Origin of the sequence: Pantoea dispersa (assembly GCF_014155765.1) — a bacterium.
In the GTDB taxonomy this organism is placed as follows: Bacteria; Pseudomonadota; Gammaproteobacteria; order Enterobacterales; family Enterobacteriaceae; genus Pantoea; species Pantoea dispersa.
The window spans coordinates 1,103,441-1,127,388 of record NZ_SCKT01000001.1 but is presented as its reverse complement, the minus strand read 5'-3'; the positions used below and the strand labels follow the sequence as shown (position 1 = coordinate 1,127,388).

The following is a 23,948-nucleotide window of genomic DNA, read 5'->3' as shown; positions in this document are numbered from 1 at the left end:
CTCAGCGTCAACGCGTCGCCAGCGGTAAAGTCCGAGGCAGGATACCTGTTGGCGCTATAGGACAGAGAGGTGGAACCTGACAGGGCATTGACGGTAGCACAGCCGTTAGATAACGCTGAGGCTGACGGAGTGATACCCCAAAAAAAAGCAGCCGTTATCAGCCAGGCGTAAATACGCCCGGCGGTTGAAGAAGCATTCATGCGCTACCCAGAGATGATTAATATTTTTATGTTTTTTATGTTACCGGGAAGCGACGATGACAAAAGCGTAATTAAGGGAGTAAAAACCGGCTATCACGCGGGTTAGGCAATAATCCGCGAGTGCGTTGTCTGAACTCATGCTGTCAGATCGGCTCAGGCTTTCTCATCGAACCAGTTCTGAAACCCCGCTATTGCATCAGGCATCATGTCGCGTGCGCGTTCCATAATCAGGATCTCCGCAGAGCGCAGTCCGTTCTGCGGGTGCGAGGCCTCGCACAGTGCCAGAGCCAGGTCTGAAGCATCAAGCATCGCCAGGTTGACTCCGACGCCAACCGGCGGCATCAGGTGAGCGGCATCGCCAATCAGGGTGATGCCCGGCCGTGGTGCCCAGCCAAAATCGGCGGGCAGGCTGTAAATCGGGCGTCTGACATAGTCACCGGTGGCGTTTACCACCAACTGCAGGGAAGCGGCCCAGTCGCGGTAGCTGTCGCGCACCCAGGCGGTGAGGCCGGAGGAGGCTATGTGTTGATCGATGACATCAGGGGCGCGCTTCATCGCCGCATAGACGCAAATCCTCCCGCCGCCGTTGCGTTGCGTGACCAGCGCCTGCGCACCGCCGAAGCTGAACGCGGTCCCGTTGCCGGCAATGCTGTTGATTTGGTCGGACGGGTGATCTATCCAGCCTTCGAAAAAGGTAATGCCGGTATAAACCGGACGTACCGGCGTCAGATAACGGCGGACCCGCGACCAGGCACCGTCTGCACCAATCACGATATCGGCTTCGTAGCGGCTGCCGTTTCTGAACACCAACCCATGCGCTTTTTGCTGGCCATAGTCAATGTAATGCAGTTTGTGATCCCACTGCAGGGTCTGCGGTAACAGGGCGCTCAGCAGCAGGTTTTTCAACTCACCGCGATCGATTTCCGGTTTATCCATTTCACCTTCCGGCGTGAATCTGTCGACCTCAATGTCTCCGGTAAGGTAATTCAGCATCCGGCTTTCCTGATCCTCATGCCTGGCGATACTGATGAACTGCTCCAGCAGGCCCGCTCTGTGCAGTGCCGCCTGGCCGCTGTCAGCATGCAAATCAAGCGAGCCGCCCTGACTCCGCGCAGCATCCGCCGGCTCATCCTCAAACACCGTTACGTTAAAACCGTGGCGCTGAAGAATCACGGCCGCCGTGAGGCCTGCCGGGCCGCCGCCCACAATAGCGATAGTCAGTTTGTCCGACATGTCTTTTCTTCCCCAATGTGAAAGTGGATACTGTATAATCACAAAGTTGACATATCAACTACGCGACGGGATAAATAATGGGCAGCACAGAGATTTCAGACGCAGAGTGGCAGGCATGGCGCGGATATCGCCGGCTTGCTGAAATCATCACCGGACGCATTGTCAGAGAGATCAATGAGGCGACCGGGTTGTCCGGTCCGGATTTCATGATCCTGATGGAAATCAACCGCAGTCCGCAGGGCGTACTGCTGCAGCGAGAGTTGCTGGAATACCTTGAATGGGACAAGTCGCGGCTATCGCACCAGCTTTCACGTATGGCCGCCCGGGATCTGGTACAGCGCAGCCGCACGACTCGCGCAGGGATTTCAGTCCGCATGACAGAGGCAGGGAGCCAGCTGCTTGCTACAGCGCGGCCGATACATGCCGCGGGCGTGCGGCGAAATTTCCTCGATTTGCTGACGCCGGAAGACATCGAAGGGTTGATCGCTATCACCGGGCGGTTACGGCAGTCTGCCAGCGGTTTTATCGAATAATTCCCGGCCGGTCAGGTTCAGACACTCCTTCTGCAACCGGCACAATCGCGGCAGCCGTTGACGGGATCATGTGAAAGACTAATTAAAACAGGGGTTTGTATTTTTCGCGCTGTCAGGCTGTTGACAGCCTCTTCGTGCTGGCCTTAAATTGAGCGGTCGCTCTAATTTTGAGCCTGGTCCTGCCGCTGATGGTGAAAACAATGTTACTGAGAGCCTCCTCCTGTTTCTGGCGTTATCTGATGAAGAACCTTCTGACGTATGCTGCCATTCTGTTTGCCGGTGGGTTAGCCACCGCGAATATGGCCAGTGCTGCCGTCACCCATGTCGCTATCTATCGCGGCGGTGCCGGTTGTCCGGGCTGCTCCGAAATGGTCCGTAAAGCGCTGGAACAGAGTGGTCTGCCGCTGGACATCGCCTATGTCGGAGAGCAGGAAAAAATAAAGGTCACGGAGGATAATCTCGCCAGTTTTGATGTGTACATCCAGCCCGGCGGCGGGCAGGACATCCCCGGCGCCTTTGCTGCGCTGGGCGACGAAGGGGCTGAGGCCATACGCAAATTTGTCCGCAATGGAAAAAGCTTTCTCGGATTGTGTATGGGCGCGTATCTGGCCGATGAAAACTGGCTGGGGCTGATCCCCTCATCGCTGGACTCTGAAGTCATGCGCAAGGGGACTAACATACCCGACGAAGGCGATTACGTTGTCGATGTTGTCTGGGAGGGGAAAACCGAAAAATTTTATTATCAGGATGGTCCTTACCTGAATGCCGAAGACGCGCACGGCTTCGTCGCTCTGGCGCGCTATGCCAACGGTGATATCGCGCTGGCGAAATATACTTACGGTAAAGGCACGGTGCTCCTGAGCGGACCGCATCCGGAAGCGGATGAAAGCTGGATGGCGCCGGAGAAAAACAATCCGGCCTACACCTCAGCCGGCAGCAAGATGGCCAGGCTGTTTAATGATTTAAAGCCCGGGAGGTAAGCGGCTATGTGGAAAAATCCCTGCTAGCGACAAAGTTTCTGCAAGGCGGCCATTATCTCAAGAAAAAAATGTGTCCGCTTATCCGCAGAGTAGTTAAGAATAAGCGCGCTTGAATAACCGTCAATCAGGGCGTGAAGATTACGCGCCACCTCGTCTTTACCTGCTTCGCTGAGGTGGCCAAATGCCTGGCCTGATAAGCCCTGACGGATGATCGCCGTCCACGTCTGCGTGCTGGAGAGCAGCAGCTGCTCATATTGCGTATCCCTTGCCGCCAGCGGCCACAACTCGAGGTAGATCAACCAGTGAGAAGCCGGCCCGTCTGGCAGGAGATAATCCACCAGCGCACGAAAAAAGGCGTCATGCTGTGAATCATCCCTCTTTTCGCTCTCTACAGAGAAAGCGGCAACGTCCTCATCCAGCATGAAAGCAATCGAGTCCAGCCTCAGCGCATCCCAGTTTTTGAAATAGTGGTAGATGTGGCTGCGGGATATGCCCAGCGTGTTGGTCAGATCGCGGGTTGAAACATTGTTGAAGCCGCGCTCCCGAAACAGCTGCAGCGCCGCGAGAATGATATTTTTCTTAACCGTTTCTTTTTTCACGTTCAACCTTAAAAGACACCGTTTTCCTGAACGTTAATTCAGCAACCTGTCGACGGACCTGCCTTTCTGCGTTACGCCTCAGCGTGTTTCTCTTTAACCAGCCAGCGTACCTTAGCAGAAAATTTTCCCCCTGTCGGGGGCGGGATTGCAGCAGGCCAGCCAGGATTTGAGCGCAGTGCGAGCGCGCGGCTGCGGCGCAAACATGTGCTGTGCAGTCAGGGCGGTGCGGAATTTTAATCAGTCGCCATCCGGTAAAAATCGTGACCGGCCTCACACTTTCTCGTTTCTGACTATACTCAAACCTCCTTTTTATCCCGTCATTGACCAGGTCTTGAATCACCCATGGACGATAGCAAGCAAAATCCTTTGCAGTCTCAATCAGATGATGGCGGCAGCCTGACGTTTACTGTTCAGCAGCGCCTGTTTTTTGTGGTGTTAGTCGCCACGATGGGCGCGCTGGCGTTTGGCTACGACACCGGCATTATTTCCGGCGCGCTGCCCTACATGACGCTGCCCGCCGCGCAGGGCGGTCTCGATCTCACGCCATTTACCGAAGGGCTGGTGACCTCTGCGCTCACCTTTGGCTCCGCGCTCGGCGCGTTCATCAGCGGTTATGTCTCGGACCGCTTTGGTCGCCGTATCACGTTACGCAGCCTTGCCCTGTTGTTCATTGCCGGGGCGTTAGGCACCACGGTTGCGCCGAATCTGGAAATCATGGTGGTGATGCGCTTTATTCTGGGTTTCGCGGTGGGCGGCGGATCGTCAACGGTTCCGGTCTTTATCGCTGAAATTGCCGGGCCTAAGCGCCGGGCACCGCTGGTCAGCCGCAACGAACTGATGATTGTGTCAGGGCAACTGCTGGCTTATGTCGTCAGCGCCGCCATGAGTTTGTTACTGCACGATCCGGGCATGTGGCGCTATATGCTGTCGCTGGCGATGATCCCCGGTATTCTGCTGTTTATTGGCACCTTTTTTGTCCCGGCCTCACCGCACTGGATGGTGGCGGAAGGGCGCTTTAATGAGGCGCTGCGTATCCTGCGCAAACTGCGGGAAAATCCGCGCGAGATTAAAAAAGAGATGGCAGAGATGCGGCAGAATGCCCGCGAAGCCCGTCAGGGGCCACCCGCACGCGAACTGTTAAAAGAAAAATGGATTGTGCGTCTGCTGCTGCTGGGCTGTGGCATGGGCATTGTCGCGCAGTTTACCGGCGTCAACGCCTTCATGTATTACACGCCGGTCATTCTGAAAAGTACCGGGCTGGGCACCAGTGCTTCGATTGCGGCCACCATCGGCAACGGGGTGGTATCAGTACTGGCCACCTTTGCCGGCATTAAAGCCATCAGCCATTTCGGCCGGCGCCCGATGCTGATGACCGGGCTGTCGGTGGTGATTGCGATGCAGCTGGCGCTGGGCGCGGTGCTGGTTCTCATGCCGCAAAGCCTGACGCAAAGCCTGCTGGCGCTGGCGTGTATTCTGGTGTTCCTGTTCTTTATGCAGATGTGCATTTCCCCGGTTTACTGGCTGCTGATGTCGGAGTTGTTTCCGATGAAAGTTCGCGGGGTATTAACCGGTTCAGCGGTAGCGTTTCAGTGGATATGCAACGCCGTGGTAGCGCTTGCATTTCCGCCTTTGCTGTCGCTGGTTGGTAATAAGGCGTTCTTTATCTTTGCCGCAATCAATGTGGCTTCCCTGATGTTTATTGCCGTGATGTTGCCGGAAACCCGGGGGAAATCACTGGAAGAGATTGAATCTCACATGCGCGAGCATTTTGGTGAACCTGCGGATCAAGCCGCGTCATCAACCTGATCCCCAGCACGCTGTGCCGCGGCACCCGCCGCGGCATTATCGCCATACTCTGTTAAATAATTCCTGTTACAGGCTTCATTTCAGAACTTGCCTGCACCGGTTCGCTCAATAGGGTCTACAGTGTGACGTGAGGTTCTCATCAACGTGAAATGGAGGAAGTAAATTTGTCTATTCAACACGACGGGAAAGGGCACGTCATTATTGGCGAAGCGGCACTAAGCCTGGCTTTGGGCAAAAAGAAGATCAGCGTTAATACGCTTATCGACGAGCTCAGACACATGAAACGCGCTGGCGGCAGCGACATACGTCTGTCCGCGATTTCAGAGGCGATCGGCTGGCTCAGAAGCTTCGATGAGCCTGAGCAGGCCGCGATCCATGTGCCGTACCTGCAGACGCTTGCAGGCCTGAACGACGAGAAGAACTGACGCCATAAGACGTAGTCCGGCTCTGGCCGGAAGACGACAACGTAGATGACCTCATCGGACGCGCGTTAGCGTGTACCGGCCGGAGAAAACTGTCAGGGATGACGTCTTCACCACCATCAAACCTCGTATTAACGATTTTCGGCAACGCGGCATGTGGCAACGGATGCGGGCTTTAGCGACGAATGTGCAACGCGCTGAAGGTGAGCGGATGAATCAAACGATCAGCGACCAAACAGCATCGCCAGCAGGGAACGTGCCTGTTCCGCTTCGACGTCATCGTCCGTGTCATTGATGTGCCCGATAAGCTTGAGACAGATCGCGGTGCGCGTCAGCCGACGTTCCTGACGCAAAATTTCAACGGTGATGCGTCCCAGTAGCGCAATCTGGCGGGGATCGGTGACCTGACTGAAGTAACCGGCTAGTCCGGTATTGTGACAAGGCGGCAGCCCGTTGTTTCTCATTTGTCCACCTGCAGCACACGATCATCTTGTAGGGCGCAAAGTAACCGATACGATATCGTCTGTACAGCAACAATCCTCTCCCCGTGTCAGGAAATCAGCGGGTTGTCCAAACCGATACCGTTTTTCCTGCCGCTGAACCCAGCCATCATGCCGGTTATTTCAGCGCGTAAGCCCCTGAGATTAAGGTGTTAGCATTTTTTGCACAAGAACGTAGCTAATACAGAAACAGTATTGCTGTACAAGTTTTATTTCTTTGTATAAGTTTACGCACAGAGAGAAGCGACGGTATTTTAACCATTCGAGGGGTTCATCATGCGTCAGAATGTTGCAAAATTTCCAGATAGCGCCAGTGAGATTGCCCGCTATTTCAGCAGAGCGACAGCACCTACTCAGCAGGAAACGCTGGGGCAGATTGTCGTTGAGATCCTGCGCGCAGGAAAAAACCTCAACCGTAAGGCGATCTGCACCAAACTGCTGAGACGCCTTGAGGTCGCGGCGAATTATGAAGAAGAGCGTCATTACCAGACGCTGATTGGCATGCTGTTTGAACGCTGATACGAAAAGGGATAATCGGTGGTACCTGCAGCATGCGCTTTATGACCCGGGAAGGGTCAGCCACTTGTCCGAAAGGGCACAGTCCCGCAGGGGGTGGGCATGCAGAGAAGTCAAATTGAACGTTTAACCGAAATCGTTCTGGGCGAGGCGGTGGTCAGGCTGCTCGATAATAATGAACGAATCAATGTGGCGACCGTTTCAGCCCGGCTCCGGTCAATGGCCGCAGAGGAATTTAATCCCGACCGTCTGGAGGCGATCAGGATCGCCATTAGGGAGCTGCAGATGCAGTCAGCAGCCCGGGAAAATCGTGAAAAGCCGATGGCTGCTCTGGGCGGGATGTCACAACCCAGGGCTGGTAAAAAGCATTAATGACAGGGACGATACGATCTCGTGATTAACCGGAGTGTGGCAGGACGCCCGGCATAACACGGCCATCTCAGGATGGCCGATTTTTTTGGCGACCACCGGGCTGTCAGCAGCGCCCGGTTTACGGATAACTACACATGCAAACCAACGAACACGCATTCAGCGCTGAAGCGGCCCTTATTCACCATTTTCGCAGCGGCGGTGAGCGCTATGCAGCCGAAGCCGCGGCACTGGATGCCGTGATTCGCGACATCGTCATCCATGGCCAAAAAGTGACGAGCAAAACCATCATCTTGTATCTCATCGCAGAGCTTGAGATGACCACCGATATTGTCAAACTGGATGTACTGCGCAACGTGCTTGAAATCGTGGTCGGCAGAACGCCGGATGATGAAGGGTTCTGAAAAGGTTAGTAAGCCGGAGCAGTAGATTAAGCTTAGTGCATCTGCTTCACAAGCATACTGATGGCGTTTAAACAGGCCTGCCGCTGTTTATCTTCGCTTGCCGTTTCGCCAAGATGATGCAGGGCATGGGTGATATCCTGAAGTGTCAGGTGCTGGTCCGGCTTAAGAAGGCGTGCCACAACCGTTCCAATAACGGCGTAGATATCTTCGGCGGTGGTGTCATCGCTCAAATGACCTCCATCCGTTGGTGGATAAGCATACAGTATAGCAGAAACCACAGCGTCAGGCGCGGCAGATTGTCAGGCAGCGATCAGTGCAGCTTGCCGGAAAAAGAAAAATGCCCGGCAGTGAACGTCTCTTTCTTCACCGCGCTCATCTCCATTTCCCGTCTGACGTCCTCAATGACACGCAGCACAGCACGAATTCGGTCACTGTCTGTTTCGCGGTCAAGCATCGCCTGCAGCCTGTCGTTGAGGGCCGCCCAGCTTATGGCGACGTTATCATCGAGTAACGCCGTTACGGCTTCTCCGATGATGATATCCGCCATTTTATCGTCAAAATTGTTTTTCATCAGTCTGTCCGGCTGCGGTTAGGGCAATGAGCTTACCACAGGAATCTCACCCGGACACATTGAGCACATCAAACTCCGCTAAAAGATGCCGGACGCGGGTTATCGGCGCAATGATCAGCATATTGCGTTGCCGGCGTTGCAAAGAGGATGACATTTGCGTTCGCACCGGCCATCACGGCGCTACTTTCTGACGGGTTCCGCGGCTTCAGCGCGCCCGCTGACCTCTGAAGCCGCCTGATCCAGACGATAAAGTAAGGTGTCGCCGCGTTCGCAGTAACGCGCCGGCCAGATCATCGCCCCGTTACCGTCCTCCACGTACTTCACACCCAGTCCCTCCACCACAGCCCATGGCTGCGCCAGCGCACTGCGGTACCGAAGTAACTCGCGCGCCATGGATACCGCCTCCGGTTCGTTCTCCTCCGGATGGCTGGATATAAACTGCAGTCGGGCATCGCTCAGCATTGTCTTCTCCTGTGAGCCTGACGTTTTATCTCTTCAGAGGTTCTGCGTCGTCAGGCTTAACCGCTTTCAGATCGCCTCGCGGCTCTCAGGCCATGCCACGGCACCGCCCTCAGGCGTAAACAGGCTGCCCTGGAAATCGATGATCCCGGCCGCCTCCAGCCACATCCACTCTTCGGGACGCTCAATGCCGGCCGCAATGACGTTGATTTCCAGCGCCGAACAACAGCGGATGACCGCCTGCATCACCGCCTGCTTCGGGCCGCTACGATGAATATCACGTACAATATTTGCGCCGATACGTACCCGGTCAGGCTGGACGTGCGCCAGTAAAGAGAGACCGGCCGAGCCGTCGCCGAAGTTATCAATGGAAAGGCTGATGCCAGCCTCTTTCAGCTGTCTGACCGCCGTGGAAAAATCTTCCAGCCGGGAGATGACTTCCGTTTCGCTCACGCCAAGAATGATTTGCTGCGGCACCAGCTCCGCCTGCGCGATGGCGCTGACCAGCTGACTTACCGCATCGGGAAGATAAACCAGCGTCATCGGCAGGATACTGATATACAGCGTCATGCCATCGGGACATGCCTGGCCGGCTTTATGCAGTGCGTCTGTCACCACGTTGAGGTCATGAATGTAACGCTCATGTTCCTTTAATCCGGCGGGTTGCGCGTGCGGAATCGCCTCAATGGCCGTCACTTCACGGCCGAGGGGATCAACCACTGGGCGGAAAGTGACGCCACTGGCCGGCGCGGGAGATTGCCCTTCCGCGGGGATGAACTCCCAGCAATCAGCCGGCGGCACTTCAAAGTAGTTCTCTTTTTCACGCGCTTCGACAAAGGTTCTGAGGAACTGTAGCCCGCGATCGTCATAGGTCAGCTGATATTTCGACGTGCCGCGATCAAGCACCGCCTGCAGCACACTGCCGCTGTGGTGATTACGCAAATCGAACAGCTCCATGCCAGCATTACCGAAACGCCGCGAAGGGGAGTAGTCGCGCATCAGCTCGACCACATTGTGATGACGCCGGTCGGCACAGATGCGGGCGTAGATTGCCAGAACGCCTTGCTCCGGCCCTTCCAGGATTTGAAAAAAGTGCGTGCCGTTAAACAGCAGGATGCCGGTAACATGATGCTCAGCATTGAGCAGACTCGCTTTTGCCACCATCTCCGGCAGGATATTGACGGGAACATCTTCAGAGATGTGGCTGCGATAAATTATTGTTGTAAGCATTATACGCTCCAGATTGTCGCGATTGTCCTCTGACACCTTAGCAGCATGGGTTTAATTGTGAAACGTCCGGGCTGAGTGCTGACTGAGCCCGGTAAAAGGGTGAAGGCAGGAGGGAAAGGTCAGTAAAGGCGCAGACAGCGTTGCGTGCGAGACAGCCTGGCGGCCGCGCTGAAAAGACAAGCGGCGCTTTAAAGCGCCGCTTTGGATGAGCCTGCCAGTGAGCGATAGTGGCCCGTCAGCAGGTCTTTAGTTGTTATACCGCTGCTACTCGCGGGTTTTACCCTCTTCGATAAACTCTTCGTCGATCTCTTCGACATTTTCCCGGTTGTCGCGGCCGGAGAGCAGATTCCAGCAGGCGATGAACAGGGCAGCGATCAAGGGACCAATCACGAAGCCGTTGATGCCGTACACTTCCATGCCGCCCAGCGTGGCAATCAGGATCAGGTAATCCGGCATTTTGGTATCTTTGCCAACCAGCAGCGGACGCAGGATGTTGTCCACCAGCCCGACCACGATAACGAAGAAGCCCACCAGGAACAGGCCTTTCCACAGCGCACCGGTGGCGAAGAAGAAGATGGCCGCTGGCACCCAGACGATGGCCGAGCCGACTGCCGGAATCAGCGACAGGAACGCCATCAGCGCGCCCCACAGCAGGCTGCCGTCGATGTCAGTGATCCAGAAGGCAAAGCCACCAAGCACCCCCTGCACCACGGCCACCACCACGGTGCCTTTGACCGTCGCGCGCGATACAGCGGCAAATTTCATCAGCAGATGGTGCTTAACATAGGTGGAGAGCGGCAGCGCTTCGAGAATCAGCCCGACCAGCCAGGCGCCGTCTTTCAACAGGAAAAACAGCAGATAAAGCATCACGCCAAAGCCCACGGTGAAGGTGAAAGTTCCTTTACCGATCAGGAACACGCTGCCCGCCATGTATTGTCCGCCCTTCAGCGCAAAGCCGGAGAGTTTTTGCTGAATCTGTGCGGCATTGTTCAGATCGTGATCCGCCAGCCAGGTTTGTGCCCACTCCGGCAGATGCTGCAGCAGCGAGGCAAACACCGTCGGGAACTGCGCGGAATTGGTTTGCAGCTTGGTGTACACCGTATTGATCTCGACCACCAGCGACGAGGTGATGATCGCCAGCGGGGTGAACACGATCAGGCAGATAATCAGTAAGGTCACAAAAGAGGCCAGCCCGTTGCGGTCGCCCATTTTGCGCCGCAGCAGTGACTTCAGCGGCGCAAAGATCACCGCCAGAATCGCCGCCCACAAAATGGCAGAGAAATAGGGCGCCAGCACATCAAAAAAGGCGATCGTGACAATCGCCAGAATCACTATAAAGAAACCGATATTTAACCCTTTAACACGCATGCAAAAGCCTCGCAGATAAACGTAGCGAATGAACTATAGAACGGCTTTTGCGGAATGTAATGTTTTTAGCGCGCAAGGCAAGGCGTGCAGGATGAAAAGCTGTCCCGAACTGTCCGCCCTATGTCCGCTCACAGGCTGGCGCGCCGGGGCGGCGGCGACGATGATAGCCCTGAACCCTGACAGGAGAGTGCCATGCTGGAATTACGTCCTAACTGTGAATGCTGCGATAAAGATCTGCCGCCGGCCTCGCCTGATGCGCGCATCTGCTCGTTTGAGTGCACGTTTTGCGTTGACTGCGCGGAAGGCGTGCTGGCGCAGCGTTGTCCGAATTGTGCGGGTGAACTGGTGCGGCGGCCGATACGTCCGGCGCAGGCGCTGCTGCGCCATCCGGCTGCAACTCAGCGATATCCTGTTTCTGCGCCACCCCGCTAAATTCGCCAGCGCAATTGGATTAACAGCCGGCGCATAATTATTGTGCGCCCGCTTGCTGGTTATTTAACCTTATGCTTCAGCGCAACGAAAAATTAGCGTTATATTAATCACGCACATCGATTAATTGCCAGCACAGCAATAGGGCTCTCGCTATCAATGAAATGTGCCGGTCAGCTATTTTGCCGGTCGGCTTAAATGGCGGCATAACTAAAAAATGGCATTGATTAATTTTTACCTTTCAAATTCAATGTATTGTGATTTTATGTCGATATTTTATACGGGCTGACTATATTTCCTGGCGACAGCTGGTCAGAGCACGGACCTTATTTCCTTTCACGTTATGTACCTTTGGTGGTTATTTTCGCTGCCATGAACATTTTTACGGTTTTTTCTGAAAATAGAAGTTTTCTGAAAGTATTTTGCCCTGATGAATGTTATTCTTTCCGGGCAATGCTAGTGATGTGGCGTTGTGTGCTTCAGTTTTACCCTCTTTTTAGCAGGGTTTCCCCGCTTTATGCTTTTTATGGAAATAGCATTGTCCGCCCGATCCCCGCGATCGGGTTTTCTTTATTTCCGCTGAATTAATTGCTTATTTCCCTGCCAGCCTTATCGTGCCACGCCACCATAAAGTCTCCACAATCGTTAAGAAAGCGCTAACCTGGCGTAATGTATTGTAAGTCACCGATTTTTAAGAGTTTTGGAAATGCTGTTTTAGCTTTGTTTAGGTAATAGTAAGCCTCAACGGCGCGCAGACTGCCGTTATCCCTGGAGGTAACACCATGAAAAAAACAACACTTACGATTATTGCGTCATTTATTGCATGCAGCACATTGTTTTCCAGCGTCTCCTGGGCCGACGGTCCCGGTGATCCTCGCTGGGATTCGCACGGCGGCGACCGCCATCAGGATCGCGGCCCGGGTCCCGATCATCATGACCGTCGTGACTTTGGCCACGATCGCGGACCGGGCCCGGATCGTCACGATCACTATGCTGACCACCGTATGCCGGAGGGACATCGTGGCGGCGATCGCTTTGCCTGGCGCGGTCATGATTTTCGCCGTGGTTATCCGGCACCGCCGGAGTTTCGCGGTCCACACTATCGCGTCGATGACTGGCGGGCACGCGGTCTGTATGAGCCGCCGCGCGGCGAGCACTGGGCCTTTATCGACGGAAATTATGTGTTAGTGGCGGCCGCGACCGGGATTATCACCGCCATTTTGCTGAATAACGCATTTAACTAATCCTGCCGCACGGATGGCGACGGCCATCCGTGTTTCTCTCCGCTTTCACCGCTCACCAGGTTATTCTCTGGACAACCCGTTTTTCCTTTCAACGCGTTAAGGAGTCATGATGACCATGGTAAAAATGGTGGCGGTGGATATGGACGGCACCTTTCTCGACGATAAAAAACAGTACAACCGGGCACGTTTTCAGGCCTGCTATCAGGAGATGACGCGGCGCGGCATCAAATTTGTGGTCGCCAGCGGTAATCAGTATTACCAGCTCAAATCCTTCTTTCCCGACATCGCCAGTGAGATCGCCTTTGTCGCCGAAAATGGCGCGTGGATCCTCGATAGGGATGAGGAGCTGTTCTGCGGCGCGTTCTCGCGCGAGGACGTTAATGCCGTGCTCGATACCCTGCAGCGCGGTAACTATCCCAACCTGAAATACATCCTCTGCGGCCGCAACAGCGCTTATCACTTCAACACCATGGATGAGCAGTGGCTGGTCAAAATGCGTCACTACTGCCATCGCCTCAAGGCGATCGATAGCCTCGCTGACGTGGGCGATGACCGGCTGTTCAAGTTTGCGCTGAATCTGTCCGATGATTATGTCGATATTCTGATGGCTGATATTGAGCGTCTGCATCAGGGCGCGGCGGCGGCGACCTCCAGCGGGCACGGCTCGGTGGATTTGATTGTGCCCGGCTTGCACAAAGCCAACGGGCTGCGTCTGTTGCAGCAGCGCTGGGACATCAGCAGCGATGAGGTGCTGGCGTTTGGCGACGGCGGTAACGATCTGGAGATGCTGGTGCAGTCGCGCTTCAGCTTTGCCATGCAGAATGCGCCGCAGCGGGTCAAAGACGCTGCGCGCTACGGCGCACCGTCCAATAACCAGGAAGGCGTGCTGCAGGTGATTGAGCAGATGCTGGCGGGGGAAGGGCCGTTTGCTGGCTGAATAAGCAACGGGCAGCCTGCGCTGCCCGAAAGGCTCAGACGACGCGCCACGCGGCGGTAATCATCTCCGTGAGCGTGGCGGGATCATAATTGACCCAGCCGTTTTTGCTGTTGGCGCGCGCCACAATCCAGTCGACCTCTTCCGCAGCCAGCGTCGGTCCTTCCAGCCAGAACGGCACGATAGCCTGCTGCTGCAGCCAGGCTTTCAGCGCCAGCGCCGGCGGTGCCGTTTCATCGGGCAGCAGGCGTTCAGCCAGCGCCGCCATCAGCCGCTGCTGTTCGGGGTGCGCGCTCTCCGCCAGTACATCAAGGAACGGGAACAGCAGACGACCGCAGACTTCGCCGTGATGGAACGGTTTAATCGCCCCCAGCTCGCCGGCAATACCGTGGATCACCCCCAAACCGGCGCTGCTCAGGCTGACGCCGCCGAGCCATGATGCCATCATCATGGCTTCACGTGCCGCATCGCCGCGGCTGTCGTCCAGATTGAGGTACGGCCACGCCTGCATGAACAGTTGCAGCCCGTTGAGCGCGTTTTGCTGACTGAACAGGTTGCCCTTGCGTGACAGATAAGCCTCGAACAGGTGGGTAAAGGCATCGATGGCGCAGGTGGCCAGCACGCGATCCGGCGCCCCTTTGAGCAGATCGGGATCGAGAATCGCCACCTGCGGCACAAACACCGGATGGCGCAGCGAGGCCTTCACCTTAATGTGCTGCTGATCGGTCACCACCGCATTCTGCGTGACCTCGCTGCCGGTGCCGGCGGTGGTAGGAATGGCGATCAGCGGCAGCGTGACCGCCTGTACCGGCGTATCGCCCACTTTCTCGAGGTAGCGCGCGATATTCAGCGGATGCTGCATCATGGCGCCAAAGGCTTTGGCCGCATCCAGCACGCTGCCGCCGCCGATGGCGACAACGCGATCGACGTGGCCACGCCAGCGCGTCACCTAGCCATCGATCTCGTCTGGCGAGGCTTCATGGCTGACAATTTCATAGCCCAGAATGTGATCGTTCAGCGTCGCGCCCAGACGCGCCCACGCCGCACTGTTGAGAAATGAGCGGCCGCAGAACAGCAGCGTGGGCTGCGGATTCGCCGCCAGCAGCGGGACCAGGCGGTCGATGCTGCCACGGCCAAACAGGGTTTGTTGATTACTGTACAGCTCAATCAGATTCTCACTCACCTGCAGATCCTTATCGGTTGGCATAAAACAGCTAGTGTAACCAAAAGCCACGCCGCTGCCGGGGCAAACATTCTGATAACCCTCCGACAAAAAGTTGATCACCTTCGCAAAACAGAAATTCACCCGCTGCACCAGGTGCTTTCCCGTCAATGTTACCCTTAACATGATACCGGTAACAGGATGTCGCATTCTGAAACATCTGGCACTGATAACCCCTTTGTCCCATTACAACAAACCGCTGCCGGTAATACGCCGAGCGCAAAAGTGGAGAAAAATTATGCCATTACTCTATGTGGCAATTGGCGTGGCGTTACTGCTGCTGCTGATGATTCGCTTCAAACTTAACGGCTTCATCGCGCTGATTCTGGTGGCACTGGCGGTAGGCATGATGCAGGGCATGCCGGTCAATAAAGTGATTGGATCGATCAAAACCGGCGTCGGCGGTACTCTAGGCAGCCTGGCGCTGATCATGGGCTTTGGCGCGATGCTGGGGAAACTGCTGGCCGACTGCGGCGGTGCGCAGCGTATCGCCACCACGCTGATCGAAAAATTCGGCCAAAAGCACATTCAGTGGGCGCTGGTGCTGACCGGCTTCACTGTGGGCTTCGCGCTGTTTTATGAAGTCGGGTTCGTGCTGATGCTGCCGCTGGTGTTCAGCATTGCCGCGTCGGCGCGCGTGCCGCTGCTGTATGTCGGCGTGCCGATGGCGGCCGCCTTATCCGTCACGCACGGCTTTCTGCCACCGCATCCGGGCCCGACCGCGATCGCCACGTTATTTAATGCCGACATGGGTAAAACCCTGCTGTACGGTACGCTGCTGGGTATTCCGACGGTGATTCTGGCCGGGCCGGTGTATGCGCGTTTTCTGAAAGGCATTGATAAGCCGATTCCGGAAGGGTTGTGGAACCCGAAAACTTTCAGTGAAGCGGAGATGCCGGGTTTTGGCGTTAGCGTGTGGACGGCGCTGGTGCCGGTGATCCTGATGGCGCTGCGTGCCGTGGCAGAAATGCTGCTGCCGAAAGGCCATGTGCTGCTGCCGTATGCGGAATTTTTTGGCGATCCGATCATGGCGACGCTGATTGCGGTGCTGATTGCCATCTTCACCTTTGGCCTTAACCGTGGCCGCAGCATGGATGAGGTGATGGGCACCATCACTGACTCGATCAAAATCATTGCCATGATGCTGTTGATCATCGGGGGCGGTGGCGCCTTTAAACAGGTGCTGGTGGACAGTGGCGTGGATAAATACATCGCCGGCATGATGCATGAAACCAACGTCTCGCCAATCTTTATGGCGTGGTCAATTGCGGCAGTGCTGCGTATTGCGCTGGGATCTGCCACCGTCGCGGCGATTACCGCCGGCGGCATTGTGGCACCGCTGATTGCCACCAGCGGCGCCAGCCCGGAGCTGATGGTCATTGCCGTCGGTTCCGGCAGTGTCATCTTCTCGCACGTCAACGATCCGGGCTTCTGGCTGTTCAAGGAGTACTTCAACCTGACCATCGGTGAAACTATTCGCTCGTGGTCGGCGCTGGAAACCATCATCTCGGTGTGCGGTCTGCTGGGCTGTTTGCTGCTGTCCGCTGCGCTGTAACCGGCTGAGGCACCGCGCCTCAGCCCCGGCGGCTTACTGCGCTAAGGCGCGGAAGGCCGCCAGTTCGTCCTCCGGCATGCCAGCCTGGCGTGCCGCTGCGCAAATCTGCTGCCAGCTGTTGCTGTCCAGCGGAATGCCCTCGCGTTCACGTTCTGCCCGGTTGCGCGTTTCCCATTCGCCCGGCACCAGAATCTCCGCCTCACCACTTTGCGGTGAACGCCTGACCCACGCGAGAAATTCTTCGGCTTCCTGCTGCATCGCCGGTGCGTCAAACGCGTCAGGGTTCAGGATAATGGTGGTCATGCCGTTAAAGATGGCGTCAGTGCCGGAAAGCAGCGTGGCGTCATGCGTAGTGCGACCGCCGGACAGCGCGCCGCCAAGGATTTCGCACATCGTCGCCAGCGCATAGCCTTTGTGCAGGCCGAAGGCGGTCAGCGCGCCATACGGCGACTGATGCATCACGCCCGGATCGGTGGTCGGCTGGCCCTGCGCATCAAGCAAATAGCCCGGTGCGACCGGCTGACCTTTGTTATACGCCACACGCGTTTTACCAAAGGCGATGCCGCTGGTGGCAAAGTCCAGCAGCAGCGGTTCGCCGTCGCGACGCGGAAACACCGCGCAGAACGGATTGGTGCCGAAGCGGCGATCGCTGCCGTTAAACGGCGCCACCATTGGATCGCCCATCACATTAACGAAGTGAAAGGAGACAAAGCCCGCTGCGGCACACTGCTCCGCCCAGTGACCGATACGGCCAATGTGGTGCGAATGATGCAGGCCGACCGCCGCAAGGCCAAACCTGTTCGCCCGCTCAATGCCGTGCTGCATGGCCTCGTACGCGGCCACCTGGCCAAAGCCTTTCTGGCCATTAAGGGTGAGGACCGCGCCAGCGTCTTTTTCGATGCTGACGTGCTGATTGAGCTGTAGAAAGCCCTGCGTCAGCGAGGCCATGTAGCTCGGTATCATGCCGACGCCGTGGGAGTCATGGCCCGCGAGGTTAGCAGCAACAAGATGGTCAGCCACCAGGCGCGCTTCTTCGGCGCTGCTACCGGCATGCAGCCAGATAGCCTGAACAAACTGATGTAAGCGGGAAGGGGAAACACGATGCAGTTCAGTCACGCGGTTAATCTCCTTATGGGGGGAGAGAGCATCCTGCGCTGAAATGGATAATAACCGCAAGTAAGGGCTGATAAAGGGCCACAACACGTGGCCCAACAAACTCAGTGCGGCTGTTCGAAGCCGGCTTTAACCATCTGTTCACGCAGTGCGCGTGCAATTTCACGGTTCCCACCCGTGATTGGATAAATAACGTTGTTGACGACATCGTCAAGATAATGCTCATCAAACTCTTGCAGGGTGAGCTGCGTACCGCCTTCGTCATTAATCGCAATGCTGCCACGAATGTGACTGCCATGATCCTTTGCCTTGAGGCTGTAACGACCCATGCTGGTATTAATCGTGCTCATATCATCTCCTTGTTACGTAGACATAGCGAACAATTGAGGCCTGCTACAGGCGCTGTAATTTTAGACAATCAGCGCGCTACGCGTGCGGCGGGATAGCAACGTAAGCGATAAGCTGCGACCGGGCTCGCAGAAAAAAAGAGCAGGCAACAGTCTCTGATGCAAGTGACTGGGATCGCGCTCGCAGCGCCCAGCGAAGCCGGAATAATCATCTATACTGAATGCACGATGCGTTATTTTTCATCCTGAAGGAGCGAACTATGAAAATAATACTGTGGATTATTGCCATCATCTTTATTGTCGGGTTACTGACGATTACTGGCGTGTTTAAACTGATTTTCTGACGCGTTCAGGCACCCGGCGGGTGCCTGAAAACATTATTCAACGTGACGGGCGGCAGAAGCCGGTTGCAGGGATGACAGCGGGATCACATCGCGCAGGCTGATCGGCTTGCCGCACGCGGCGCAACAGGCGCCGTGATGATCGGAATCGTCGACCTTTTCCTTGCCGGGTACTGTATAAAAAAATTTGGCGCAACCGCAGCGGCTGCAACGAATTGTCATCTCAGTTCCTCCTCTCTCCGTCCTGGAGTGATGAGATTTATCTCAATCATCGGGTGAGTTCAATTGATAAATTTTATTAATTTATTCATGAAATCAATTTGTGTGGATAAGTTGCTGAATATTAAGTAATCACCCTAAGTAATCATCAACTGAGCAGTGCATTTTCTGCACCTTTTACCCTCTGCGTTTTGTTTATTTGCCGTTTCGACTCCGTTCGCGCAGTGAGGTAAAATTAACCAGCTGATTGCCAGCAGAGCCGGGTGCGACTGGCGCCACTGTGGCGCGCGCGCTGTACACGCTCGTGGCATCAGCCATTAACCCACGGCAGCACGGTGCGGCGCGATGTGGCGCTACGCGGTGCCTGCCGGATACAGGATGATTTAACAGGAAGCATTGTTGTGAACTGGCGTATTTCTGCAGCCTTTTGCGGCTGTATTTTGACTTCATCGGTCTCTTTTTCGACACTAGCGGCAACCACAGGCGAAGCGATTAAATCGGGCTGGAATACCTTCTCCGATAACGTGGCGCAAACCTGGACACAACCGCAAAATTACGATCTTTACGTCCCGGCTATCACCTGGCACAACCGCTTTACTTACGATGATGAACACATCAAAAAGTACAACGAGCGGCCGTGGGGCGCGGGCGGTGGCGTTTCGCGCTGGGATGAAAAGGGCAACTGGCACGGCCTGTATGCCATGGCGTTCAAAGACTCGTTTAACAAGTGGGAGCCCATCGCCGGCTACGGCTGGGAAGCGACCTGGCGACCGCTGAACGATCAGAATTTCCATCTGGGCGCCGGTTACACCGCAGGCGTGACGGCCAGGGATAACTGGCGATATATCCCGGTTCCGCTGGTATTGCCGCTGGCTTCGATAGGGTATGGCCCGGCAACCTTCCAAATGACTTACATTCCAGGCACTTATAACAACGGCAACGTCTATTTTGCCTGGTTAAGATTTCAGTTTTAATCGCTGAAGATGCGCAGAAAGTGTGAAGGGCATGGAAAAAATCAATATTTATCACTTTTTCATCAATTCGCGCTGGACAAATGTCACTGCAATTGCTGTACTAGATGCCGACACAGTTTAGTGTCCATTTTTCATGTAAAGGTAATATAGATGTCCAAGATCAAAGGTAACGTTAAGTGGTTTAATGAGTCCAAAGGATTCGGTTTCATTACTCCAGAAGATGGCAGCAAAGATGTATTCGTACACTTCTCTGCTATCCAGAGCAACGGCTTCAAAACTCTGGCTGAAGGTCAGCGTGTAGAGTTTGAAATCACCGACGGCGCTAAAGGCCCATCTGCTGCTAACGTTACCGCTCTGTAAGTTAACAGTCAGAATTTTAAAAACCCGCCTGATGGCGGGTTTTTTTTGTGCTTTTTTCAGCCCTGCCACCAGCTAATGGCCCAGGCGATAATCACCAGCGTACTGAGCGACAGCGCCAGCCATTCATTTAAACAGTGCGGTACCAGATTCTTCATGTGCCATGCCTCGCAACTTCATTTATGCCAGCATGGCAAAGCAAGATTAAGCCAGCCTTAAGCCAGCGTGACAGCGGTATGACAAGGCACATTCTGCGGCGTCGCTCACAGATAATTCCCGTAACATACTCATAACAAAGCTTACTTGCAGATTTTTTAGCGGCAACGCTATATAACAGCAGTCAGGGAACGGAGGAGGCAGGATGAACATACGTGAAGCACAGGCCAAAGACAGCTTTGCCCTGAGTGCACTGTTAACCGAGCTGGGTTATCGCGGCACGGAAAAATTTATCAGCGATCGGCTGGCGCAATTGTGCGCCCATCCCGACGAGACGCTGCTGGTGGCGGAACACGGTAACCAGGTGCTGGGATTTCTTTCGCTGCACTTCATTCCGCAGCTGGCATTAGCGGGCGATTTCGCGCGCATCAGCTATTTCTGTATCGCCGAGGGCGAGCGCAGTAAAGGCAGCGGCCAGCAACTGCTGAACCACGCCGAGCAACTGGCGCGCGCCCGCGGCTGCGACCGCATGGAAGTGCATTGTCACGCCTCGCGACTGAAAGCCAACCAGTTTTATGCGCGTGAAGGCTACGTTGAGTCGCCACGCTATCACATCAAAGATCTGGGCTGATATTAAGCTCGCGTCCGCAGGCAATCACTAACGCATCGGCGATGCTGTCGAGCTGATCGGCCGGCAGCCGCGCAATGCTGACGCGAATGAACTGTCCGCTGTTGATGCTGCAGCGTTCGCCTGGCAGCACGGTGATGCCCCGGGCGGCGAGGGTGATCATGGCATACTGCTCTGACGCCACCGGCAGCATCACGCTCAGGCCGTCGCGATCTTCCTGTACCAGCCCGCGCCGCGCCAGTGCGGCCAGCAACTGCTGACGGCGCGCGGCATACGTGCCTTTGGCCTGCTGTATGCGCTGCTGGGTGGGCGCATCGCTCAGCATCCAGGCCACCGCATCCTGCAAAATACGGCTGGTCCAGCTGACCCCGAAGTTACGCCACGACTGCAGCCGTTTCACCAGTTCTGCCGTGCCGGATACCACCGCCAGCCGCAGATCCGGGCCGTAGGCTTTGGAAAAGGAGTGCACGTGCAACGTACGCTGCGGATAGTGGCGGCCGAGACTCCATACCGGCCAGCGCGACAAATCGCCGATGCCATCATCCTCGACAATCAGGGTGGCACTCTGCGCCAGCACCTGCGCCAGCGCTTCGCTGCGCTGCTGGCTGACGCTGTAGCCGGTCGCCGAGTGGGTGCGTGGCTGATAAATGAACATCGCTGGCGCTTTCTGTAAGTGTGTCGCCAGCACCTCAGGCAGCGGTCCCTGCTCATCACCGGGCAGCGGCAGGATCTCGGCACCGATGTTGTCGAGCATATCCAGCAGACGCGTCGCGGTCGGATCTTCAATCACTACCCGATCGCCGGGTGACAGCAGCGTCTGCACTATCAGGTTCATGGCATCAAAGCCGCCATCGGTCGCCAGCCACGCCTCCGCCGGACAGGGCCAGCGTGGCGCAATGGCCGCCTGCAGCTGTGGCGAAATCGCCTCACGCTGATAGCTATTCAGCTGCGGTGACGCCAGCCCGGCCAGCATCGCCGGGCGCAGATCCGGCAGCAGTGCCGGATCGGGTGCTGCCATCGCCAGCGCGGCTTTGACGTTTTCACCATAGTTGCCAATTTTCTCAAAGCGGACCGGTCGCGGCATCACACTGTTGCCGCACACCCAGATTCCGCTTCGCCCTTTACCCGCCAGCACTTTCTGCTTTTTCAGCTGCGCCCAGGCCGCGGATACCGTGGCCGGACTCACGCCCAGCCGCTCCGCCAAATCGCGCACCGCCGGCATCTGCATGCCTACGGCAATCTGTCCGTCGCGAATCAATGTTGACGCGGCGAGGGTAATGCCTTTTACCGAGGCGTCGTTAATCTGCTGGCTGAGCCACTCTGCATCCACAATTTGCGTCATAAGAAAAAGCTTTGTTCAGTAACAAAGAAATGATTGTTCAGATTAGTATTCGCGTTTTAGACTCAAATTCAAGCACAATTTGCAGAAAAAATGCACAGCGCCAGCGTGGCGGCTGAACAAACGGAGAAGCACACGATGATCACTATCAGACTGGCGGTGCGCGACTGGGATTACTTCACGCCGCTGGCGCTGGGCGATATTCAGCCACAGGGCTTCAGGCTGGTCATTGACCGCGTAGGCACGCTGGTGGATAACCTGGCCAGCAGTGAACACTACGAAGGCGGTGAGGTGTCGTTTAGCCGCTATGCGCAGGCACGGGCGCGCGGCGACGATTCACTGCTCGGCCTGCCGCACTTTCTGATGCGTGGCTTTCGCCAGCGCTGCATCATAACCACCACAACCAGCCCGCTCACCACCCCAGCCCAGCTGAAAGGCAAAAGAATCGGCGTTACCGGCTGGCAGGACTCCGGTAATACCTGGACGCGCACCGTGCTGCGTGAAGCGGGCGTCGATATCAACGACGCCTTCTGGTTTGCCGGACGCCTGACCGCTGATCATCCGATTGTTGACCGGCTGGCGGGATTTGGTCGCCCGGGCCGCATCGAACCGGCGCCGGACGAGCGTCCGCTGATTGAACTGTTGAAAGCCGGCGAGCTGGATGCGGTGTTCACGCCGTTTATGCCTGAGGGTTTTTTCCTGAAAGATTCCGGTCTGCGCCAGCTGCAGGCGGATTTCGTCAGTGCTGAGCGCGACTACTTCAACCGCGTCGGCTATGTGCCCGGTATTCATCTGCTGGCGCTGAAGCCGGCGCTGGCGGCGGCGCATCCGTGGCTGCCGCAGGCGCTGAGCGAGGTGATCGATCGCGCGTATCAGCTGTGGATGCGCAAACGCGAGAAGTACGCGGATACCACGCCGTGGCTGCTGGATGATTTGCGACGCACCGCGCAGGAATTGCCTGCCGACTGGAATCAAAACGGATTTACCGCTAACAAAAGGATGATTGCCGACTTCGCCCGTGAGCTGTTTCAGCAGGGCTTAACCACAACGTTGCTCTCGCCGGAGGAGATTTTCCCGGCGGCGGCCAGAGGGGAGTGAAGATGAAAGTAGCCATGGGGCAGTTCGCCGTTAGCCGCGAATGGCAGGAGAACACCGCCATTTGTCGCGGTCTGATGCAGGATGCGCTGGCAGCGGGCGCCGATCTGCTGGTGCTGCCGGAAGGCGTGCTGGCGCGCGATATCGCCGATCCCGATCTGGTGTTAAAGGCCGCACAGCCGCTGGACGGGCCGTTTGTCAGTCAGCTGCTGGAAACCAGCAAAGGTAACGCGCTGACCACCATGATGAGCGTGCACGTGCCGACGCAGGATAACAAAGCGCACAACGTACTGATTGCCCTGCGTAATGGCGAAATCATCGCGCAGTATGTCAAGCTGCATCTGTACGATGCCTTCGCCATGCAGGAGTCGCAGCGGGTCAATCCGGGTGATGCCGTGCCGCCACTGGTTGAGGTGGCCGGCATGAAAGTTGGGCTGATGACCTGCTACGACGTGCGTTTTCCCGAACTGGCGCGCCGGCTGGTGCTGGACGGTGCCGACGTGCTGGTGCTGCCTTCCGCCTGGGTAAAAGGACCGTTAAAGGAGATGCACTGGGAACTGCTGACCAGTGCGCGCGCGCTGGAAAACACCTGCTACATGGTGGCGGTAGGCGAGTGCGGGCCGCGCAACATTGGTAACAGTCTGGTGATCGATCCGCTTGGCGTGGTGATTGCTAAGGCACCGGAGTGCGCCGCACTGGTGTTTGCCGAACTGGATCCGGCCCGCATCGCCTACGCCCGCAGCGTGCTGCCGGTACTGGAAAATCGCCGCTTTGCCCGTCCGGAATTGCAATCACTTTGACCTGC

The 23,948-nt window shown here is 56.3% G+C and carries 28 protein-coding genes and 1 pseudogene; 17 read left to right on the top strand and 12 right to left on the bottom strand.

Going from position 1 to position 23,948, the window contains the following annotated elements:
* Window positions 1-353: 353 nt before the first annotated feature.
* Entirely contained in the window at window positions 354-1,433 is a 1,080-nt protein-coding gene (locus H7K56_RS05455; RefSeq protein ID WP_150360906.1) for an FAD-dependent oxidoreductase, read from the bottom strand.
* Between the two features lie 77 nt (window positions 1,434-1,510).
* Between H7K56_RS05455 and H7K56_RS05450 the strand changes: the two genes are divergently transcribed.
* Together H7K56_RS05450 and H7K56_RS05445 are read left to right on the top strand one after the other, a co-directional pair.
* Complete coding sequence (locus H7K56_RS05450; RefSeq protein WP_058769416.1) at window positions 1,511-1,966, top strand: MarR family winged helix-turn-helix transcriptional regulator; 456 nt, start codon at window positions 1,511-1,513, stop codon at window positions 1,964-1,966.
* 239 nt (window positions 1,967-2,205) lie between these two features.
* Window positions 2,206-2,946, top strand: coding sequence for a BPL-N domain-containing protein (locus H7K56_RS05445; protein ID WP_375140405.1), 741 nt, complete (start codon window positions 2,206-2,208; stop codon window positions 2,944-2,946).
* Between the two features lie 23 nt (window positions 2,947-2,969).
* Here H7K56_RS05445 and H7K56_RS05440 read toward each other — a convergent pair whose 3' ends face one another.
* On the bottom strand, window positions 2,970-3,545 hold the full coding sequence (locus tag H7K56_RS05440; RefSeq protein WP_058781239.1) for a TetR/AcrR family transcriptional regulator: 576 nt from the start codon (window positions 3,543-3,545) through the stop codon (window positions 2,970-2,972).
* Between the two features lie 342 nt (window positions 3,546-3,887).
* Between H7K56_RS05440 and H7K56_RS05435 the strand changes: the two genes are divergently transcribed.
* Both H7K56_RS05435 and H7K56_RS05430 read left to right on the top strand, forming a co-directional pair.
* On the top strand, window positions 3,888-5,351 hold the full coding sequence (locus H7K56_RS05435; RefSeq protein ID WP_259395357.1) for a sugar porter family MFS transporter: 1,464 nt from the start codon (window positions 3,888-3,890) through the stop codon (window positions 5,349-5,351).
* A gap of 164 nt (window positions 5,352-5,515) precedes the next feature.
* Complete coding sequence (locus H7K56_RS05430) at window positions 5,516-5,776, top strand: hypothetical protein (protein WP_059010549.1); 261 nt, start codon at window positions 5,516-5,518, stop codon at window positions 5,774-5,776.
* A 221-nt stretch (window positions 5,777-5,997) separates the two neighbouring features.
* Here H7K56_RS05430 and H7K56_RS05425 read toward each other — a convergent pair whose 3' ends face one another.
* A complete protein-coding gene (locus H7K56_RS05425; RefSeq protein ID WP_021508614.1) occupies window positions 5,998-6,237 on the bottom strand; it encodes a biofilm development regulator YmgB/AriR family protein in 240 nt (79 codons plus the stop codon).
* Window positions 6,238-6,549: 312 nt separating this feature from the next.
* Here H7K56_RS05425 and ycgZ point away from each other — a divergent pair, with 312 nt between their 5' ends.
* The 3 genes from ycgZ to H7K56_RS05410 all read left to right on the top strand — a co-directional run bounded on the left by ycgZ (window position 6,550) and on the right by H7K56_RS05410 (window position 7,562).
* Window positions 6,550-6,792, top strand: a complete 243-nt coding sequence (ycgZ, locus tag H7K56_RS05420; protein WP_021508613.1) for a regulatory protein YcgZ — start codon at window positions 6,550-6,552, stop codon at window positions 6,790-6,792.
* A 99-nt stretch (window positions 6,793-6,891) separates the two neighbouring features.
* Window positions 6,892-7,161, top strand: a complete 270-nt coding sequence (locus tag H7K56_RS05415) for a hypothetical protein (protein ID WP_058775261.1) — start codon at window positions 6,892-6,894, stop codon at window positions 7,159-7,161.
* A gap of 134 nt (window positions 7,162-7,295) precedes the next feature.
* Window positions 7,296-7,562, top strand: coding sequence for a biofilm development regulator YmgB/AriR family protein (locus tag H7K56_RS05410; protein ID WP_104189066.1), 267 nt, complete (start codon window positions 7,296-7,298; stop codon window positions 7,560-7,562).
* Window positions 7,563-7,594: 32 nt separating this feature from the next.
* Here H7K56_RS05410 and H7K56_RS05405 read toward each other — a convergent pair whose 3' ends face one another.
* The 5 genes from H7K56_RS05405 to H7K56_RS05385 all read right to left on the bottom strand — a co-directional run bounded on the left by H7K56_RS05405 (window position 7,595) and on the right by H7K56_RS05385 (window position 11,190).
* Window positions 7,595-7,792, bottom strand: coding sequence for a hypothetical protein (locus H7K56_RS05405; RefSeq protein WP_058769419.1), 198 nt, complete (start codon window positions 7,790-7,792; stop codon window positions 7,595-7,597).
* Between the two features lie 80 nt (window positions 7,793-7,872).
* Window positions 7,873-8,133, bottom strand: a complete 261-nt coding sequence (locus H7K56_RS05400; RefSeq protein WP_058769420.1) for a hypothetical protein — start codon at window positions 8,131-8,133, stop codon at window positions 7,873-7,875.
* 180 nt (window positions 8,134-8,313) lie between these two features.
* Window positions 8,314-8,595 carry a hypothetical protein gene (locus H7K56_RS05395; RefSeq protein ID WP_021508608.1) on the bottom strand — a complete coding sequence of 94 codons (282 nt, stop codon included), beginning with the start codon at window positions 8,593-8,595 and terminating at the stop codon, window positions 8,314-8,316.
* Between the two features lie 66 nt (window positions 8,596-8,661).
* Window positions 8,662-9,822, bottom strand: a complete 1,161-nt coding sequence (locus H7K56_RS05390) for a diguanylate phosphodiesterase (protein WP_104092678.1) — start codon at window positions 9,820-9,822, stop codon at window positions 8,662-8,664.
* Between the two features lie 264 nt (window positions 9,823-10,086).
* A complete protein-coding gene (locus H7K56_RS05385; protein ID WP_058769423.1) occupies window positions 10,087-11,190 on the bottom strand; it encodes an AI-2E family transporter in 1,104 nt (367 codons plus the stop codon).
* Window positions 11,191-11,382: 192 nt separating this feature from the next.
* Between H7K56_RS05385 and H7K56_RS05380 the strand changes: the two genes are divergently transcribed.
* From H7K56_RS05380 to H7K56_RS05370, 3 genes are all read left to right on the top strand, one after another.
* Window positions 11,383-11,622, top strand: a complete 240-nt coding sequence (locus H7K56_RS05380) for a DUF1272 domain-containing protein (protein WP_010615634.1) — start codon at window positions 11,383-11,385, stop codon at window positions 11,620-11,622.
* 779 nt (window positions 11,623-12,401) lie between these two features.
* On the top strand, window positions 12,402-12,863 hold the full coding sequence (locus H7K56_RS05375) for an RcnB family protein (RefSeq protein ID WP_058769425.1): 462 nt from the start codon (window positions 12,402-12,404) through the stop codon (window positions 12,861-12,863).
* A gap of 109 nt (window positions 12,864-12,972) precedes the next feature.
* Window positions 12,973-13,800: a Cof-type HAD-IIB family hydrolase gene (locus tag H7K56_RS05370; protein WP_021508604.1), complete on the top strand. Its 828-nt coding sequence runs from the start codon at window positions 12,973-12,975 to the stop codon at window positions 13,798-13,800.
* Between the two features lie 34 nt (window positions 13,801-13,834).
* Here H7K56_RS05370 and H7K56_RS05365 read toward each other — a convergent pair.
* Window positions 13,835-14,980 (bottom strand): annotated as a pseudogene (locus H7K56_RS05365) (iron-containing alcohol dehydrogenase).
* A gap of 277 nt (window positions 14,981-15,257) precedes the next feature.
* On the opposite strand from H7K56_RS05365, the gene gntT reads away from it, so the two are divergent.
* Entirely contained in the window at window positions 15,258-16,574 is a 1,317-nt protein-coding gene (gene gntT / locus H7K56_RS05360; RefSeq protein ID WP_021508602.1) for a gluconate transporter, read from the top strand.
* 33 nt (window positions 16,575-16,607) lie between these two features.
* Here the strand turns inward: gntT and H7K56_RS05355 are convergent, their stop codons facing one another.
* On the bottom strand, window positions 16,608-17,690 hold the full coding sequence (locus tag H7K56_RS05355) for a malate/lactate/ureidoglycolate dehydrogenase (RefSeq protein WP_150360909.1): 1,083 nt from the start codon (window positions 17,688-17,690) through the stop codon (window positions 16,608-16,610).
* A 101-nt stretch (window positions 17,691-17,791) separates the two neighbouring features.
* Window positions 17,792-18,037: a hypothetical protein gene (locus H7K56_RS05350; RefSeq protein ID WP_021508600.1), complete on the bottom strand. Its 246-nt coding sequence runs from the start codon at window positions 18,035-18,037 to the stop codon at window positions 17,792-17,794.
* A gap of 218 nt (window positions 18,038-18,255) precedes the next feature.
* Between H7K56_RS05350 and H7K56_RS23575 the strand changes: the two genes are divergently transcribed.
* The 4 genes from H7K56_RS23575 to H7K56_RS05335 all read left to right on the top strand — a co-directional run bounded on the left by H7K56_RS23575 (window position 18,256) and on the right by H7K56_RS05335 (window position 20,712).
* Entirely contained in the window at window positions 18,256-18,378 is a 123-nt protein-coding gene (locus tag H7K56_RS23575) for a small membrane protein YohP (protein ID WP_445081475.1), read from the top strand.
* A gap of 611 nt (window positions 18,379-18,989) precedes the next feature.
* Window positions 18,990-19,568, top strand: coding sequence for a lipid IV(A) palmitoyltransferase PagP (pagP, locus tag H7K56_RS05345; protein WP_375140408.1), 579 nt, complete (start codon window positions 18,990-18,992; stop codon window positions 19,566-19,568).
* A gap of 150 nt (window positions 19,569-19,718) precedes the next feature.
* Window positions 19,719-19,928, top strand: a complete 210-nt coding sequence (cspE, locus tag H7K56_RS05340) for a transcription antiterminator/RNA stability regulator CspE (RefSeq protein WP_010615627.1) — start codon at window positions 19,719-19,721, stop codon at window positions 19,926-19,928.
* 358 nt (window positions 19,929-20,286) lie between these two features.
* Window positions 20,287-20,712, top strand: coding sequence for a GNAT family N-acetyltransferase (locus tag H7K56_RS05335; protein ID WP_021508597.1), 426 nt, complete (start codon window positions 20,287-20,289; stop codon window positions 20,710-20,712).
* On the opposite strand, the gene H7K56_RS05330 is transcribed toward H7K56_RS05335, so the two are convergent.
* A complete protein-coding gene (locus tag H7K56_RS05330; RefSeq protein WP_150360912.1) occupies window positions 20,696-22,051 on the bottom strand; it encodes an aminotransferase class I/II-fold pyridoxal phosphate-dependent enzyme in 1,356 nt (451 codons plus the stop codon). The genes H7K56_RS05335 and H7K56_RS05330 overlap by 17 nt on opposite strands.
* Window positions 22,052-22,186: 135 nt before the next feature.
* On the opposite strand from H7K56_RS05330, the gene H7K56_RS05325 reads away from it, so the two are divergent.
* Window positions 22,187-23,146 (top strand): type 2 periplasmic-binding domain-containing protein, encoded by a 960-nt coding sequence (locus tag H7K56_RS05325; RefSeq protein WP_150360913.1) that lies wholly within the window; start codon window positions 22,187-22,189, stop codon window positions 23,144-23,146.
* Window positions 23,147-23,148: 2 nt separating this feature from the next.
* Window positions 23,149-23,943 (top strand): deaminated glutathione amidase, encoded by a 795-nt coding sequence (locus H7K56_RS05320; RefSeq protein WP_059010522.1) that lies wholly within the window; start codon window positions 23,149-23,151, stop codon window positions 23,941-23,943.
* The last annotated feature ends 5 nt before the right edge of the window (window positions 23,944-23,948 follow it).

Bases quoted from the DNA above. Each gene is read 5' to 3' on its own strand.
- H7K56_RS05455 (WP_150360906.1), bottom strand. From the start codon at position 1,433: ATGTCGGACAAACTGACTATCGCTATTGTGGGCGGCGGCCCGGCAGGC.
- H7K56_RS05450 (WP_058769416.1), top strand. From the start codon at position 1,511: ATGGGCAGCACAGAGATTTCAGACGCAGAGTGGCAGGCATGGCGCGGA.
- H7K56_RS05445 (WP_375140405.1), top strand. From the start codon at position 2,206: ATGAAGAACCTTCTGACGTATGCTGCCATTCTGTTTGCCGGTGGGTTA.
- H7K56_RS05435 (WP_259395357.1), top strand. From the start codon at position 3,888: ATGGACGATAGCAAGCAAAATCCTTTGCAGTCTCAATCAGATGATGGC.
- H7K56_RS05425 (WP_021508614.1), bottom strand. From the start codon at position 6,237: ATGAGAAACAACGGGCTGCCGCCTTGTCACAATACCGGACTAGCCGGT.
- ycgZ (WP_021508613.1), top strand. From the start codon at position 6,550: ATGCGTCAGAATGTTGCAAAATTTCCAGATAGCGCCAGTGAGATTGCC.
- H7K56_RS05415 (WP_058775261.1), top strand. From the start codon at position 6,892: ATGCAGAGAAGTCAAATTGAACGTTTAACCGAAATCGTTCTGGGCGAG.
- H7K56_RS05410 (WP_104189066.1), top strand. From the start codon at position 7,296: ATGCAAACCAACGAACACGCATTCAGCGCTGAAGCGGCCCTTATTCAC.
- H7K56_RS05400 (WP_058769420.1), bottom strand. From the start codon at position 8,133: ATGAAAAACAATTTTGACGATAAAATGGCGGATATCATCATCGGAGAA.
- H7K56_RS05395 (WP_021508608.1), bottom strand. From the start codon at position 8,595: ATGCTGAGCGATGCCCGACTGCAGTTTATATCCAGCCATCCGGAGGAG.
- H7K56_RS05390 (WP_104092678.1), bottom strand. From the start codon at position 9,822: ATGCTTACAACAATAATTTATCGCAGCCACATCTCTGAAGATGTTCCC.
- H7K56_RS05385 (WP_058769423.1), bottom strand. From the start codon at position 11,190: ATGCGTGTTAAAGGGTTAAATATCGGTTTCTTTATAGTGATTCTGGCG.
- H7K56_RS05380 (WP_010615634.1), top strand. From the start codon at position 11,383: ATGCTGGAATTACGTCCTAACTGTGAATGCTGCGATAAAGATCTGCCG.
- H7K56_RS05375 (WP_058769425.1), top strand. From the start codon at position 12,402: ATGAAAAAAACAACACTTACGATTATTGCGTCATTTATTGCATGCAGC.
- H7K56_RS05370 (WP_021508604.1), top strand. From the start codon at position 12,973: ATGACCATGGTAAAAATGGTGGCGGTGGATATGGACGGCACCTTTCTC.
- gntT (WP_021508602.1), top strand. From the start codon at position 15,258: ATGCCATTACTCTATGTGGCAATTGGCGTGGCGTTACTGCTGCTGCTG.
- H7K56_RS05350 (WP_021508600.1), bottom strand. From the start codon at position 18,037: ATGAGCACGATTAATACCAGCATGGGTCGTTACAGCCTCAAGGCAAAG.
- H7K56_RS23575 (WP_445081475.1), top strand. From the start codon at position 18,256: ATGCACGATGCGTTATTTTTCATCCTGAAGGAGCGAACTATGAAAATA.
- cspE (WP_010615627.1), top strand. From the start codon at position 19,719: ATGTCCAAGATCAAAGGTAACGTTAAGTGGTTTAATGAGTCCAAAGGA.
- H7K56_RS05335 (WP_021508597.1), top strand. From the start codon at position 20,287: ATGAACATACGTGAAGCACAGGCCAAAGACAGCTTTGCCCTGAGTGCA.
- H7K56_RS05330 (WP_150360912.1), bottom strand. From the start codon at position 22,051: ATGACGCAAATTGTGGATGCAGAGTGGCTCAGCCAGCAGATTAACGAC.
- H7K56_RS05325 (WP_150360913.1), top strand. From the start codon at position 22,187: ATGATCACTATCAGACTGGCGGTGCGCGACTGGGATTACTTCACGCCG.
- H7K56_RS05320 (WP_059010522.1), top strand. From the start codon at position 23,149: ATGAAAGTAGCCATGGGGCAGTTCGCCGTTAGCCGCGAATGGCAGGAG.